Annotated in this window: 13 protein-coding genes, 1 tRNA gene and 1 pseudogene; 2 read left to right on the forward strand and 13 right to left on the reverse strand. The window is 37.4% G+C overall.

What is annotated here, in order from left to right:
• Positions 1–128: 128 nt before the first annotated feature.
• Together NV381_RS05745 and NV381_RS05750 are read right to left on the reverse strand one after the other, a co-directional pair.
• Positions 129–707, reverse strand: a complete 579-nt coding sequence (locus tag NV381_RS05745) for a YitT family protein (protein ID WP_258212315.1) — start codon at positions 705–707, stop codon at positions 129–131.
• Positions 708–805: 98 nt separating this feature from the next.
• On the reverse strand, positions 806–1,663 hold the full coding sequence (locus NV381_RS05750) for a DUF421 domain-containing protein (RefSeq protein WP_258212316.1): 858 nt from the start codon (positions 1,661–1,663) through the stop codon (positions 806–808).
• A 231-nt stretch (positions 1,664–1,894) separates the two neighbouring features.
• Between NV381_RS05750 and NV381_RS05755 the strand changes: the two genes are divergently transcribed.
• The gene (locus tag NV381_RS05755; protein WP_258212317.1) at positions 1,895–2,101 is read left to right on the forward strand and encodes a DUF1657 domain-containing protein; all 207 of its coding nucleotides are present in this window, start codon (positions 1,895–1,897) and stop codon (positions 2,099–2,101) included.
• A gap of 173 nt (positions 2,102–2,274) precedes the next feature.
• Here NV381_RS05755 and NV381_RS05760 read toward each other — a convergent pair whose 3' ends face one another.
• The 9 genes and pseudogenes from NV381_RS05760 to NV381_RS05800 all read right to left on the reverse strand — a co-directional run.
• A complete protein-coding gene (locus NV381_RS05760) occupies positions 2,275–3,129 on the reverse strand; it encodes a hypothetical protein (RefSeq protein WP_258212318.1) in 855 nt (284 codons plus the stop codon).
• A 529-nt stretch (positions 3,130–3,658) separates the two neighbouring features.
• Positions 3,659–4,102, reverse strand: a complete 444-nt coding sequence (locus NV381_RS05765) for a MarR family winged helix-turn-helix transcriptional regulator (RefSeq protein ID WP_258212319.1) — start codon at positions 4,100–4,102, stop codon at positions 3,659–3,661.
• A gap of 530 nt (positions 4,103–4,632) precedes the next feature.
• On the reverse strand, positions 4,633–5,604 hold the full coding sequence (kwaB, locus tag NV381_RS05770; protein ID WP_258212320.1) for an anti-phage protein KwaB: 972 nt from the start codon (positions 5,602–5,604) through the stop codon (positions 4,633–4,635).
• A complete protein-coding gene (kwaA, locus tag NV381_RS05775; protein ID WP_258212321.1) occupies positions 5,601–6,197 on the reverse strand; it encodes an anti-phage protein KwaA in 597 nt (198 codons plus the stop codon). Before kwaA ends, kwaB begins: the two co-directional genes overlap by 4 nt.
• Positions 6,198–6,629: 432 nt before the next feature.
• On the reverse strand, positions 6,630–7,712 hold the full coding sequence (locus tag NV381_RS05780) for a hypothetical protein (protein ID WP_258212322.1): 1,083 nt from the start codon (positions 7,710–7,712) through the stop codon (positions 6,630–6,632).
• Positions 7,713–7,901: 189 nt separating this feature from the next.
• The gene (locus tag NV381_RS05785; RefSeq protein ID WP_258212323.1) at positions 7,902–9,881 is read right to left on the reverse strand and encodes a DUF3732 domain-containing protein; all 1,980 of its coding nucleotides are present in this window, start codon (positions 9,879–9,881) and stop codon (positions 7,902–7,904) included.
• A 3-nt stretch (positions 9,882–9,884) separates the two neighbouring features.
• The gene (locus NV381_RS05790; protein ID WP_258212324.1) at positions 9,885–10,391 is read right to left on the reverse strand and encodes a three component ABC system middle component; all 507 of its coding nucleotides are present in this window, start codon (positions 10,389–10,391) and stop codon (positions 9,885–9,887) included.
• Positions 10,392–11,618, reverse strand: a complete 1,227-nt coding sequence (locus NV381_RS05795) for an ABC-three component system protein (RefSeq protein ID WP_258212325.1) — start codon at positions 11,616–11,618, stop codon at positions 10,392–10,394.
• Between the two features lie 638 nt (positions 11,619–12,256).
• Positions 12,257–12,474, reverse strand: a pseudogene (locus NV381_RS05800) (NucA/NucB deoxyribonuclease domain-containing protein); the annotation flags it as partial.
• 408 nt (positions 12,475–12,882) lie between these two features.
• On the opposite strand from NV381_RS05800, the gene NV381_RS05805 reads away from it, so the two are divergent.
• Positions 12,883–13,221: a site-specific integrase gene (locus NV381_RS05805; RefSeq protein WP_258212326.1), complete on the forward strand. Its 339-nt coding sequence runs from the start codon at positions 12,883–12,885 to the stop codon at positions 13,219–13,221.
• Between the two features lie 419 nt (positions 13,222–13,640).
• On the opposite strand, the gene NV381_RS05810 is transcribed toward NV381_RS05805, so the two are convergent.
• Positions 13,641–13,722, reverse strand: a tRNA-Leu gene (locus tag NV381_RS05810).
• Between the two features lie 103 nt (positions 13,723–13,825).
• Entirely contained in the window at positions 13,826–14,515 is a 690-nt protein-coding gene (locus tag NV381_RS05815) for a YqjF family protein (protein ID WP_258212327.1), read from the reverse strand.
• Positions 14,516–14,616 lie beyond the last annotated feature (101 nt).

Consider the following 14,616-nt stretch of genomic DNA (forward strand, 5'->3'; position numbering starts at 1 on the left):
CCATTCAATGAACAACAAGAGCTCACGGGATCATCCAGTAAGCTCTTGTTTGTTTAACTTGTGCTTCCTTAGTCCGCTAATTTCCAGCATTCTGACTTATTCCCGCTACTAATCGCATATTCACTGCTTTATTTCATGGTACAAATACTGGTTGCAATTCCTCCAGCTGTAACGGTAAGGATGGATAAAATAAACGTTTCCATGGACAAGAGAATTCCACCCAGACTTATTATTATAGCATCGGATACAAATATAATAATGCCTACATTCATGAATGAGCGCATGGACATAATTTGTGCCAATAAATCGGTACCTCCTGTGCTTACTTCATATCGCAACATGATTCCGATTCCAGCACCCAATAGAAACCCGCCCAGCACAGAGCTGGTAAAGGGAGTCAATTCAACATAATAGAGAAAATAATATTGAAATGGATCCAAAAGGTCAATTAAAAATGAAGAAACAACCATACCATACATACTGCTGTAGAACAGCTTGCGAGATTGAAACCACGTTAAGGTGAGGATCGGAATGCTCGTAATAATAATTAAAGTTCCGACTTTAATTTTAAATAAATAATTAATAATAAGAGCAATTCCTATAAGACCGCCGTCCAGCACCTTAAAGGGAACTAGAAAAAAATCTATCCCGCAAGCAATTAATAAACTTCCAATAAGAATGACAATTATTTTTCGAGCAGAAAGCATATAAATCAGCCCCTAACAAATGCATGTCTAATTTATATGCTTGTTCCATTAAAAACTGGCAATAAATACAAAATATTTTGTTCCAGAATTGTTTGTTTTTATAGCAGATAAGGTTTTACATCTGAAATTACTTTCATTAATGTCTCTGAGCAATCCGCATACATTTGTTTAGCCTGCTTCTCTTTCGTCGATAGGCTGAACATCTCTATGTCTGCCTCGCATTTTTTTAACGTAGCTAATAATACCGCTTTTTCTTGAGGGGCGGGAACTTTAATTTTATCATCATATAAATCTACGTATAATTGTCCGTAGGAGTCAACCTGACCGAGAAACACATTTTCAAGTAGAATACCCTGCTTCTCCAATTCCGTATTAAGCCAGCCAGGATTTAATCCCAAAACGGCAAGCGGTTCTTTCATCATTACTCCATCCATTATAACTGCTTGCGGCGATTGCTCAGGTCCTACCTTCATCCCCATGTGAGCTGGAGTTATCGGTTGGTACTCTTTTTTGAGTAAAACATTAATATCTCCACTGGATTCCATAATAGCAAATTCGACATCAGCAGCTCTAAATATATTCTTTTTCCGAAGCTGCTCAAGCAGTTCGTCCGTTGTTAAACGTTCTTTCTTGAGATTATCCTCCTGGATTTTGCCGTCTTTAATTAGAACTGAAGCTTTGCTGTCTATAAAATCTCTTGCTCGCTTGCTTTTTAGCTGCAATAATTCAATCCCTAAGGAAACAGCTCCCCAAACGAGCATAGACACCAGTCCCAAATACCAGTTGGCTTCAATATCCAGAGAGATCACCGCAGCTAAGCTGCCGATCGTTATGCCCGTTATATATTCAAATAATGAAAGTTGAGAAATTTGTCGTTTCCCCAAAACCTTAGTAATCAAAAATAAAGCAACAACCGCAATCAACGTTCTTACAGCTACTTCTATCCACTCTGGCATTTTATATTTCCTCCCTGTTCCATATCATTTACAAAATCCTTACTTAGATTATTTGATTATGGGAGGGATTTTACAAAATTAAAATTAGGTTAATTAGCATTTATTTAACTTTTAGCACTAGCTCCATGAGGCTGCATTATTTTCAACGGATTAGGTTAGATTATATGGAGTCACTAATTAATAAAACAGCGTAGTGAACTATTTTACGAAAACAGAGAGGTGGAATTAAAGATGACGGTATCGGCACAGGTTAAAACTTGCCTTGCTTCATTAAAGAGCGCTCAAGCTAGCTTAGAATCGTTTGCATTAAACACTCAAAATCAAGAGGCCAAGAACATGTTTACCACTGCATCACAATCGACTATGCAAATCATTCAAGATGTTCAATCCCGTGTACAACAGCTGGAAAATGAGGAGCCGCAATATAAAGGGTTCTAGATCGGTTCATCGTAAAAAAGCCATGCTGAACAAGCATGGCTTTTTAATATGGTAGAGATTATGAAATTTTCCCCTACTCGCGCCTTGCTTCCGTTTCCCGAACTCATCCACAGCCAGGTGTGCCGAAACCTGCATTCGATGAAACAGCTCCTCACGCTTGGCTTTAAACGAGACTAGAGTTCCTGCAACCGCCGATGTACAGCAAATGCGCGCAGGATACGCATTATGTTTAGTAAGAGGTTGTGGTAATCTCGTTTAACTAGTTGAATCTCAGGACAAAGTATTTCAACGCTGGTGTAAAGCTTATTCAACAGTCGGTTCCACTTTTCCACTTCTGCCCTCGTTAGCTGATCGGCACCCAAGCAATGCAGTATTGATTCACTAATATCAGGCAAGCCACATAACGCACTAGTTTGCGTAATTTCCATCAACCCTTTTCGTGCAGCGCTAGGAGGACGCAAATCTATAGAATCAAGCAAGCCAACTGTTGGGCCAACAACCGTTCTTACAAAGTCGAATCCATGATGATTATCTTTGTTTTTCCTGCAATATTCGGGGTCTAACCAGCAGTTCGCACGTTCCTTCAAATCCCTTACAGATCGTTCAATCGCTTCTCTTACCCAATGGATATTCCTCAGCAGCCTTTCCGTTTGTTGTTGAGGAACAGAGAATCTGCCTTCTTTCTCCCATAAAATGTGAGCCCGGTTTAAAGAGACAATAACCGAAAGACGCATAGTCTCGGGTCGCAACAGATCTCCCCAGAAATAATGGGCCATCTCTATCGTAACTCCCGCTTCCTGAAAGATACTATGCTGGTTCAATCTAGAATCATGAATTCTATCGTTTTTGGAGCCATGCCAATTAATATCAATGTCCGAGTGGGGTAATTGAGTGTCCGGATTCCATATGGAACCCGTTAAGATTAATCCGTCGATGCCGGGATGAAGCGAAATTATATTTTGAACCAAGTTCTCGACAAGCCGCGCCCGGTCAGGCGGTAAAGGCCCTGTATGGATTAATTCAGCCATTCGATAGACTCCCCTTTTCTAACCGATTTCGTGAACATTATGGAAGATGCACTCTTTGGCGATTAGTTCCACATAATATGTATGTTAGCAAAATCCATATCGACCTACTCATAATTCATCGTTGTTTATTAGAATTCTAATTATAGTACAAACTTAATCAGCGCTTTACTCCCCTCCGATCAATCATCAGCCTATAGAAAATCCTGCAAATCTACATTTATTTCCTACCACATTTATTTTTATAGTGAAAAAACCTGCGATAACGCAGTTATTTTCTGGAAAAACGGTCTAGTTTCGCTAATAATGATAAAAGAGATGCACATTTGCATGAATTCAAGGAAACTGCAGATAAATCGGTCAAAAGCTGTATAAATGCAGGTTTTGGCGGGCTCAAGACTTCTAAGCGTGTCTTGCACGCAGTCATTTACCTTCTTAAGAAATCGCCAAGATTTGAGCTGGGTTACTAAGCAGGAATCGACATCGTCAATCGCTGATTTCGGTTTTGATCTCTATTTATAGTACGAAAGTTTTACTCCGTGTTATGCTTAATCTGTTTTAGATGCTCGGACAACTTGTTTAGCAGTGTGCCTAATTGTCGTTTCTCTTCCTCTGAAAAACAAGACAGCGGATCAAACTCCTCCCCCGATTGAAAGGCTTGCTTCAAGGATGCTTGCTTCTTAAGACCCTCCTCAGTAATCGCAATATTGACCATTTTTCTATTACTCGGATCTTTGCTCCTTTTAACCCAGCGCTGCCGCTCCATATTGTTAATAATGACGGTTGCGGTTGGGCGGTCACAGTAAAACATATCGGCAATTTGCGAGGGGTTTAAAGACGTTTTCTCAACTAATTTTCGGAGAACATACTGCTGCTTTAATGTGATCTGATGAGGTACTACCTGCTTTTGTAAATATCTCTGCCAAGTTAGGAAAATGACGCCTATTCGAGACATTATTGGAGATTTATCCGGCATTTCGATTTGACTCCTTATAATAGTTAGTATTCTAATTATAATAGATTATAACTCCTTCATGGTGGACAAGACATAGAAAAGCTAATTAAATGGCTAATCCAGTCAAATAATTGACCTAAAAGAAAAAAGCCTTGATATAAGGCTTCTTACTTGGTATGCGGTCGGCGGGATTTGAACCCGCACGTCCATGGGACACCACCCCCTTAATGTAGGGATAGCACTTCCTCATGTATCCGCAAATGTCCGAAAGCCTACTCCTATAAGGCTTTTGGACGTTTCCCCTTATGTTTTCTCTGATTTCCGAGTATATTTTATGGATGCTACCACAGTGCTATCACGAAAGTAAGAAGATAACGCCACATAGGCTTCTACCGGTGTAGTCACAGTTTTGATGTCACCCGAGCAGCGCCACATAACCGAATTACAACTAAGGTACAATCTCTTGGTAATAAATTGGCATCCTCGCTATGGTTAATGATTAAAATAATTTGCATATGCTATCGACTGTCTGCTGGAAGACAACTTGGTAATTACCCAGCTGCTGTTTCGTTAAGGGTATCCTTAGCTAAACTAGCGTAACACATTTTTGTTAATTCCGATTGTAAGTAATCATCATTTAGCAGCTTAGCAAATAAATGCTTTGATTGTTTTGTATCCAGTAGTATTCTGCTTTTATCTGAATTATACTTAAACTTCCCCTTGAGACCTAAATATGTGTCAGTAAAAGCAATGACATCAGCGGTTGGAATCCTATTGAGTACTGGAGAAGAGCTTAAAACCTTAGTTAATTTCCGAGAAAAAGATATATCCTCGATCAGTTCGTATAGAACATCTGTATTTTCGAGTAAGCAGGCCTGCTCAATTGCAACAATGCACTCTTCAGCTTTCTTTTTAATTACATCGTGGAAACCAAAGAATTTTTCTAATATATTAAGGTCTTTAATGAGTAGCGTATCATCAATCTTCATAAACTCAAAATTTGTATTTATTCGTACAACATCTTCTTGAGCACTTATAAAACGCCGATGATCACCAATAAGTCCAAAAAAATAAATATTATCTTTTTTGATTAAACTTACTGGATAGTGCTTTTTGTAAAGCAAAAGATTATGTCCATTATTTGAAATCAAGACAACGACTCCACAAATTTGCTTTAAGTTATCAGTTCTAATATCAAATGCAGGAATATCTTCATCAGCTAAAATATCATTTATTAATTCAAGTTCATGAGGAACTTCATCTAAATCGTACTCATAGATGACATTGGTTCGGTCATCCGCATTAGATATACTAATCATATCTAGATTCGGGTCATTAATAATGTCTGTCTGAATTTTATTAATAAACTCTTGTGTTAATTCTTGTTGTGTGTTTTCTTCAACATCAATTAATCTAAGCACAGTACCTTCTTCTTGCTTAAGAATAAAATAAAGTTCCGCAGTAACCTGATCAGCATTAATTAATGTTTCATTCAGTACAGTACTGAGTTCACCTTTATTCATTTAGCTAACCTCGCATAATAGATTTTCTCATCCAGTCTTCGATACTTTACAATGTCACCTAGGGAAATTTGATCTCTTGTGACAACGATAAAATTGTCCCTTTCCCCTGTACGAAAACCACCTGAAACAATATAGATGTGAAAACCCAAGAGTGCCAAGGTAGGATTAGCATAAAACATATGGGTTTTTATACATATTCCACCTATAGCTATAAGCAGTAAAAATAAGATGATTACATTTCTAATTTCGCCTAAATTCAAACTTATTAAAGGAACAATATAAGTTGTCAAAAAGGTAAGATGTTCATAGTTTCCATTTTGTATATTTGTGATAGTAAATGTCTTCTTGCTTCCTTTAAGCTTGTATTTAAACCTGCTTAAAAAAAAGGCACCCAGAGCTAACATCAAAAATGCTAGTAGTGGCACAATATTCAAACTGATTAACTTTTTTGTTCCTATGAACTCTGCGTCCTTACCAAAATAAATAGGAATTTGAACCGTAGCAATAATGATAAGAAGAAAGAGGAGCCACAGGGAGATAACGTATAATTCAATTTTGTCCCATGTACTGCTTATTTGCTTTATAGCCCTCAACCTCCTATTTAAGATACAAAATTAGACAATAAATTTCATTGTCCTGTATCCATCTCAAGACCCTGAAAAGGCAGTTACTACATTGAATTCTTATCTTTAAAAGCATCATTGCATGTCAGCGTGAAATCAAAACCCAGGGCCTCTCTTCTCTAAAAGCTTATGTAGTCGTAAGGGATTACAGATGATACTTAAATCCTTCTATGGAGATTGGTTGATGATTTGCTTTAGGAAGGGTAGCATGATTGGTTGGAAATCTGGTATACCCAATAATGGATCTTCCAAAAATGGTATTCCTACAACTTGGGAGCTTGCTTATTTGCCGCCATCAGTTCATGCACAGTCTGAACGGCTACTGTGTTATGGTCAGCATGGCACTTGGCTTGTACCGTGTTTTCTCGCCGCGGTTAGAAATGACTGACGAATAGTCAGAATCTATTTCAAGCTTATTGCACTTTTGATTTTTCTTTTAAAGGGTACTCTAGCTATTTCTAAGTAAGTACCTAATATCCATGATGTAGAGCCTAATAAACACCAATAAACAATTGCCCAGTATGAAAAGTCCCATATAATAAGCCAATACGCAAATACTATTTCACAAACAATAATACCAAAGGCATTCCCATGCTCACGCAAATGCCTATATGATTCTATATACTCCCTATTTTCATCTTGTGTTTTTTCGTTATTGTTTGCCAAATCACCTTTAAACAACTTAGGCTGAAGATAGCTTGTCTTAAGGTAGCTGGCTTGTTTGATCTCCATCATTTCGATATTAATTAGACTGCTATCTTCCTTGTATTTTGTCATTGCTCTAATCGAGCTTAAATCTTCATAAAATTGATGAATTGACGTGTATTTCATCATAAAACCAATACAAAAAACAATAATGAAAGTAATGCTAATGACATGTCTCCAATTAAAACAAAATAATAATACAAGGAAGGCAAGGATTAAAGCTATAGTTTTTAACCTATCTTGCTTTTTCAGAGTAAAAAGCTTACTTTCACTTAATTTGTTCATATAATCAAACAAAACTTTGCGGACACCATGTAAAATTAAAATGAGCATACTTGAGAAATACATATATAAGAAACCAGAAACAGCCAAAATTATTGCTGCTAAGACTGGAAAGCCTGTTTGCTTTAATACAATAGTTCTACCATCATTTAATGGAAAAAAATTATCTTTCCCTAACGTTCTTAAAATAACATTAACATCATCTTTCTTTACATCGTAAGTTATATTAAACAATAAACTAAATAGATTCGCTCTTATCTTATCTTCATCATTAAGCATCCGAACAACATCTAGCTGATTATCCTTCTCAAGCATTTGCTTAACTGTTGGTTTATCATCAGCTTTGAACTTCTCTATTATAGAATCTCCACTGTTTAAAAAAGAGGCTGTAATTTGATCATTGTAATTTATAACCAAAAAAAATAATATCATTATTCCAAATATGGTCCCCAGTAAGTATCGAACCAAATAAAATTCCCAAAAGCGGTTACCCCCCATTTGAACCTCCATAAGATTGTTTTAAATGTAGTTGGTAATTATACATCATATGAACACTCAACATCGTTTGGATGATTCAGATTTTGAAGTGCTTGTAACACCGACGTTTTACAACTTCAATTGGCCTAACAAAAATTGTTGATAATTTTGGACTCTCGCCTTTATCGGTACTCCCCCTCCTTCTCATTGCTAATTATTTAGCCATTCTTCTGGAACAAGTTTCTCTCCGCCGCGCCATTCCTTGACTAAGTAAACATCGTCTATGTCCCCCCACACACTTTCATTTGCATGGTCTAAGACTATGATTTGTAAGTTACCCTTGCTCTTCTTGACTACGTGAGAGAAACTTTCGAATACTTTTTTTACAGCTTCAACATCTTCGTCTTTAAACTCAAAATCGTCGATTTGATCGCTTGCATTTTTAGGTGTAGCAAGCCGCTTCGGAAAATACACCTGACTCGGTTGATCATAGACAATAAATGATGGAATTGGACTTTCCTTAATACTCAAGAAAAATTGTTGTAGGCCCAATGTCATAGCAATATGATAGGATAACCAATTTGATCCACTACCGATTTCCCATAGATAGTCCTCTCTGTCTAAACTTTTAACATAAATCGAAAGATTATTATCAGATAAAAATATCGGATCATCAGGCCTTTCAACATCCAACATAGGCAATAACCTTGAAGCATTCGAAGACACTATTTCCAATGCTCTTTTCTTTTTATTTTCAATATTGGATTCGGACACTGCTTGGACAAGAGAATTGACACGATCTTTCAAGCTCTGTATATCAGTCGATAGATCACCGTCAGCACCTAGGTTGTCGTAAGTCATAAGTGACTGCTCTAGGTTTCCAATAAATCGAGAGACTTTTAAGGCTTCATATTGCCGATTACGCACTTGTGTTGAAGAGCGGTCCAATGAACTTCGTCTAATTTTTATAGCTTCTAATTTTTCTGTTAAGAGCCTAATCCCACCCCTAACTCTTTCTAATTCACGGTCAAAAGAAGCAGGAACACTATTAAATTCTCCTGCTGTCTTTTCAATTGCTAGTAAAGCTTTATTAAGTTCATTTAGCATCTCTGTTTCATCTATCGTATTCCCACAAACAGGACAGTCATGATCAGGATTATTTATCTCAGAAAGCCATGATGATACCTTTAATCTATCTCTTTGGATATTCAATGACCCTTGATATTGTTTTGAATTGTGCTTAAGTTGAGACATTTCTGAATATCTTTTTCGTAATTTCGACAATTCCAATGAAATTTCTTTCTCCTCCTCTTGAAGTTGTAATAACTCATCAACCGCTTCATTAATAGTTTCTGTAGTTATACGAACTTCAAACACGGTACTGTTTACTACCGTTCGGAGCAACTCAATCAAATCGTTTCTATTATTTGAAATTATTACATCTGAACTTATCAAACCAATTTCTTTGGCTTCTGATACCCTAGACTGAAGTTCCGCTATCCACCTTAAAGATACTTGCTTTATCGAATCCAATTCCTTCTGTTTCCTCTGTAATTCTTTTCTTAAAGCTTCTAACTCATGTCGTTTAGCCATAATATCAGGCGAAATAGCATTCAAAACATATGGGAAAATATTTCTAAGTTTTTCTCGATGTTCATAGGTATCAGCTTTATAAAAAACAACATCTGGATTGGCCACAATATTTTGAGGTTGAAAGTTAAATGCTGCTAGGTCTCTAAAGCTCGGTCTACCTTTGAAATTATTACCTGTGTCTTCAACGTCAAAATCTAAAGTTGTTAAGCCCACAAGTTCATCAAGCATTCTTTTAACTCGTTTTACATCGTTATTCTTGCCTGGTATTTCTCTAGGAATAATAATCTCAGCACCTTCTAGAACAAACATATCTCCAGTTGATTTTTGAGAACCAGGTTCCCTCCGTGCAAGTAACTTTTCTCCAAATGGAGTACTAATCAAAGCACCAAACCATTCGCAAGCATCCCTTATAGTGTTTACAGGTATCGAACATTTATCGGAACCGAGACAGTAATCTAAAATTGGTATAATAGCAGATTTCCCAGTACGTGAAGCTCCACTAATAATATTAACCTTACCGAGTTCAAATGTTACCCTTTGCGGAGGATATGTTATGTTTTTAGGCCAAAGGATTATTTCCTTGATTTGAAAAAACATAGTTTAGAACCCCACTTTCAGAATTGTTGATACCTCATGTATTGTTAATTGTGAACACCAAAAACCTAGCTTTTCAGCCGCTTTGTGCATCTCCTTTATTGAATCTGGGATGCCTAATTTAGGAGCCGCTTTGCTTAAGGGAATAACAGCTCCTTTTTCGATATTAAACGCTATTAGCCTTGAAGATAAAGCCAGTCGCATAGATTCTGTTGTAACTTCTTTGAAATCTATAGCTCTTTGGTGGATAGTTAACAAAATGTCCGACATAGAGTTTTTTGAAATATAAAATTTATCTGCGAACATTCTTAATCCTGAAGGTTTTTGGGTTGTTGAGATTAAATCTAAAGTTTCATGATGGTAAATCATTGGTAACACGATATATAATAATGGGATAGGAGTACTTTCTTTTGTTTCACTACCATTACTGAAACCACTTACAAATCGCCAGAGAAGGGTTGCTCCTAGTGCTGCATTTTGTATTAAATTTATTTCTCGATCAAGAACCCCCACTTAATTCCCCTCCTCCAAAACCCTTGTTTTGAGCAATTCGTTATATCTAGGATGCCAGCCCATAACTTTTGCATTTGATAATGAGTGGAAACTTCCAGAAGTAAAGTGTTCTGGCACATCTAATCCTTGTAACTTTTGATTATAGTTAGAACACTCGCGGAAGAGTAATTCGCCCTTTTTAACTTCTTGTATCGTATCGTTTTTAATCTCAATAATTTTCTTTAAGTTGTTCCATGTCTTCATTAACAATGCTTCAAAAGAATCCAGGCTTTTTCTATGGATAATGCCTAACTCACTCCAATGCGATCTATCATTGTAAGCTCTGAGGTAATCATTGACAGCGCAAAGTTTATCTTCGTAGTCACATTCAATTATGGCTAGCTGTTCTATATACACACTGTTATACAAATGCAATTGAATTAAATCCTCACTTATCTCTTCATCTCTACTTGACAATACTTTACTATTGTTCAGTAATCCAACATAGGCTGTCATTTCTAAGTGAAAATTATCGTACATCAGGACTGCTGGTTCTTGCTTTTCCAAAAGTAAGTCCGTCTGTCGTTTAATCCAACCTAAGCCTCGATACAAAACATCTTCCAGGAAAACTTCAGGAACCAACGCTCCCCTCAGTAAGCTGAGTAGGTCTGTTTGTGGACTCCCGCTTCCAAAACTTACAGTGAAATTTTTAATTATTAATGCTAGAACACTGCTGTCACAGGTCATAAAATTATCAACATAAGTGCTTATGGATTTAGCGACTGTTTCTTTCAAAAGGTTTTCTGGTTTTGCTCCCCAATGAAATAGTCTGGCATTTTCGACGGCTTCAATTGCTTCTTCAATAGAATTTGCTTTTGAAAAACTTTCGCAAATTCTCCCTTCTTTTTTACGAGATACATAGATTTCAAATTTATGATTATCATTTATACCATCTCTCTTCGCAGCATCAATCCAATTACTAAATGTTTTCCATAAATCTATAGAACGGTCTGCTATAGGATTCCCCTCGGAGCCTACACTCTTACTTTGCTCATACGTTTTGTTCCCTTGCTTATCCTCAAGCCCTACATCTTCGAATACCTCTAAACTTATACTATCACCTTTCTGTGCGGTTAATAGCTTTGCCATAAACCGAGTATGCTGAAGTGAGTAACCCAGACTTTGACCAGGCACATTTGAAGATTTTCTCGATTTTAATGGTTCTGGTTGGTTTGATTCATAATCCAATTCTGCACCCCGCTTCCCTCTTATAAACTTAAGTTCATAATGAAATAATCGCTTGGATAATGGCTAAAATGATTAGTTGTTATGTTTTATATCTTACCCCATCGTTTTAAGCCCTATGACTTTTATACTATAATTATACATTATTCGCCAATATTTTCCCTACACCTTCCAAACATATGATCCTTTTACAAAATAAGAAAAAGCACCCTTTTGGGTGCCAACAAAGTGATTGTCTAAGTACTTTAGCATGAATTCATATCCCAAACTTCTTACACTCAGGGATCGAGATCATGCATGGACTTTACCAGAAAATTAAGAAGCAAAAATTAATTGAGCTAAAAAAGACTATAGTATTATCATCATTTTTTATTCATCAATACCTTCTAAATTGATTTTAAAATGTTCACATAGTGTTAATAGCATTGTAAACTTGTTTCCGAACATCATTTTCAATAAGTTTATTGCGACGATAATTTTCGTCTAAAATTTCTGCAAATTTACTTATTACTTCTTTGGTAGTTCTAACCTCAGATTCATACCTTAGATTAAAATATCGAATAATTTCCTTTACTCGTGCAGATGAATATTATTTTGGCGAAGTATTCAAATAACAACACCTCCAAGCTGTAAACTCATTCTTACTTTACAACAAACTTAACCTTTGTCCCATCTGAATACTTCTCCAGTTGATTAACTAACGCAAAGATCCAACTCCTCGATTGTCAGAAGGGTTTATGTACTTAATACCTGCATCTTCCCCACCTTCGAGACACATCGCCATTGGAAATTCATCACGGTCTAAATTAGGCTTAGTGGGAATGCCTTTAAGCGTCTCTTTTCTGTTCTCTTCGGCACCTTGAATCCTTTCATTCTATTTTGGTGGCTGAATGTTATCAAAGACATGAATGAGGGCCTCCTGCGTGATCTGAACCAGATCTTTCGCCTCACAGGTTAAGCCCAGATGATATGAAATAATGGTACGGTCAAACACATCAAGGATGCACATGATGAAGAAGAATCGACGCTCACCCGCAATCCAGCCATAGATTTCAATTAATGAACTTGCTCGAAAAACAGATATTGCTCCTTCCTCGTTTCTTCGGATTGAGGATTGCGATTCCAAAGACACGAAGGTATTGATTGTGATTAAATTAACGAAAATGCTTGTCTGTTCCTGTCGATGTTTTCCACAGTCCTTACATTAGAAGAGACTCCCCGCGCATTCACTATTTGTGGTATTAGCAAACCTACAAGAAATTGGAAATTGACTAACGTAGCCTACAAAATTCATTTGCAACTCCAACAGGGAACGAAAAATCGATATTATATTGCCCTTCTGCTGGCACTAATGACTGGGATGCGTCAGGGAGAGATTCTTGGACTTCGTTGGAGGGATGTTGACTTTAATCGTAAAATGATCACTGTAAGGCAAAGTCTAAATCATGATGGCAAAGAGTTCGGACCTCCAAAGACTCAATGCAGTATCCGCTCTATCAGGATCGATGATGGAACCATAGCGATGCTTAAACAACACAAGAAGCTCATCATCCAGGATAAGTGGCATGCAAAGGAATTGTATACCAATAATGATTTGGTTAGGTAAACTTTGGAATAGGCTGAGGGATAAATCCAGTATGAGGAAGATCACATTCCACGATCTCCACCATATACGCATACTTCCCTTCTACTGAAGAATAATGTCCATCCTAAAGTGGTATCCGAGCGACTTAGGCATTCATCCATTCAGATCACACTTGACCTGTACTCTCACTTATTCCCTAACATGCAAATCGATGCTGCCGACGGAATTGGTAAATTGATCTTCAAACATAAGGAAACTGATAAAGCAATAGCAGCCATTGAAGCTTCATCAGAGCTTCAATGGCTGCTATTTTTATTGTTACCACCGTGCTATCGCGAAGGACAAATATCAAGAAATCTGTAGACGATCCTACTCACTACTGTTAAGTAAAAACAACAAAAACCCTTATGTACCAAGGGTTTCCACGTTTTAAATCCATATGCGGTCGGCGGGATTTGAACCCGCACGTCCATGGGACACCACCCCCTCAAGATGGCGTGTCTGCCGTTCCACCACGACCGCAAAATATGATATTAATCAACCGGAATTTGAATATACCATATGTACTTGCCTTATTGCAACTCGTTACACCTGAAAATTTCAGACAAATAAATACAGCAGCCCATTATTCGCTACCTGCCCTGGAAATGGGCCATATTAGTACATCTAACTGCTTGGAAAAATGAAGCAGCGGTTTCGTATCCAGAACTCTAATTCCTTGACCGGAAGCCATCGTGTTGATCTTAAATTCAGCTTCGGCAGCATGCAGTGTCCAAGGAAGGTGATGTATTTCTCCACGCCAAATATGATTTTTCTTATCAACACTGTAGAGGCAATATCTTTCAGTTAACCAATGTTCAAAAGTTTGAGGTTTGCTGTAGAACGCGGGCGAAACTGGCGAGTAAATACCTTCATACGAAACTGAGGCTCCCCGCTTATCCGTTCGATGGCTGACATAATTATAGACTCCTTTCCTTTCCTCCAGCTTCATACTTGCATTAAAATAAGGTAAATAAAAAAATCGTCTTGCCGCCATGACCGCTAACCGGTTTGCAGCATCCAAGCTAAAGAAATAGACACCTGGCTTGTCCCCCACCGTAACATACGTTCTTACATTCAACTCAGCAAAAGCACTTGTATAAGGAATTGGCGGCAAGCCGCGCAATCGAATGGAGTTCATTCGAAATGGTACAATACTAATCCACGCATCGCCATAAAATGTATCAAGCTTAAGTCCTGGCGGAACTAGCTCACGCAGATGATCGTAGCGTACTGGCCAATGGGCGAACAACAAATCAAGCCAGGATTGCATCATTATCCAAGAACCTTTCGGTAAAGGCCACGGCCTATGGTCAATAGAATAAGGAGGCCTCATTACTTATCGCCCCTCTCTAATTTTTTAAGTAATTAAGCTTA

The sequence above is a fragment of the Paenibacillus radicis (ex Xue et al. 2023) genome (genome assembly GCF_024722015.1).
Lineage (GTDB): Bacteria > Bacillota > Bacilli > Paenibacillales > NBRC-103111 > Paenibacillus_S.